Below are 1,203 nucleotides of genomic sequence, written 5' to 3'. Positions count from 1 at the left end.
CGAGTTATGCAAATTATTTGAACGGTTTTTTGTACAAATTATCTAACAGGGGAAAAGGAGGTTATTAGACAGTTTGACGTCCCGCTACTACAGCGGGTTTGGGACTAAATTAAGCCCTATTTTCGGATTTGCCAAATCATCCCAAATACAAAACCAACTTTCCATGAAGCCAATTGACCAAATCCGTTGTAGTAGCTGTTAGCTGTAGTCTTTTATTCCACATTTTCTAGTTCAAGAATTGTTTTAGTGTCGTCTATATTTTTATATTCAAGTTTTACAAAACCAAATTTAGGATTGAAATAAGAAATTAATTCTGTTTCTCCAATCCTGCTTTTAGCTTTTGCGTGGACAATATAACATTCTAAACTCCCCAATTTTGTTGTAATAATTTTCTTTTCTTTGATTTCATAATCATAAGTGTTTTCAATTTCACCTTTCCATTCTAACCATCTTTTGTCCGACCAATGATCTCCAATTTCTAATTTCCAATTCCATTTTGTTCCAATTTTGTATGGTGTTTTGATATATGGGAAAGGATTTAATTCTAAAATTTTAAAAAAGTTACTTCTTGGTGGATGTATCCATACATTCATTTTATTTTCAATTGCACCAGTTGTTTCTTTTAAATGATTTTTACCATTATTCAATACATATTCATAATCAAATCCAGTTTGGTTATAATCCGGATCATTGCCTTCGAAAGGATTTCCTGAACTAGGCTTTAGAATTATACGACTAACCGTTTCGTTGTCTTGGTTTTCAATATTTACAAATTCCCAATCATAAATTGTATAACCTTGGGGTTGTAAAATTCCTTTTCCTCGTTTTATTAAAAATTTTTGTCCTTTTGAGTTTTGATTGAAATAGGAATAAGTAAATTTCTTTCCTACATTGTAAATTTCATTATTGCTATTATAAACATCATCATATTGTTTAGTGCTGTCAGTTTTTTCGACAGTAATTCCGTCATCGTCAATAACGTATTTGTCAAAATTCTCCTGTGCATAGCAAGAAATATTTAATAATAAAATTGGTATAAATTTGATGATTTTCATTTTTGCGTTTAGTTATTTTTTTAAGATTACAGCTAACGTCAGTTCGTCTAAAAACCTCCAAACAAACTGTATTTTGTTACTCATGGAGTAAATATATGTTATTTAAACTACATTTAAACTTCGTTCTATTAAAACTCGCTTTATGATT

General features: G+C 29.8%; 1 protein-coding gene. It reads right to left on the bottom strand.

All coding sequences use genetic code 11. The features are described from left to right. Positions 1-212: 212 nt before the first annotated feature. Positions 213-1,055, bottom strand: a complete 843-nt coding sequence (locus ACNQGO_RS15390; RefSeq protein ID WP_417948187.1) for a hypothetical protein — start codon at positions 1,053-1,055, stop codon at positions 213-215. Positions 1,056-1,203: the final 148 nt, after the last annotated feature.

Origin of the sequence: Flavobacterium frigidum (assembly GCF_048286735.1) — a bacterium.
Classification (GTDB): domain Bacteria; phylum Bacteroidota; class Bacteroidia; order Flavobacteriales; family Flavobacteriaceae; genus Flavobacterium.
This window is presented reverse-complemented; position numbering and strand designations above follow the sequence as displayed.

Bases quoted from the DNA above. Each gene is read 5' to 3' on its own strand.
- ACNQGO_RS15390 (WP_417948187.1), bottom strand. From the start codon at position 1,055: ATGAAAATCATCAAATTTATACCAATTTTATTATTAAATATTTCTTGC.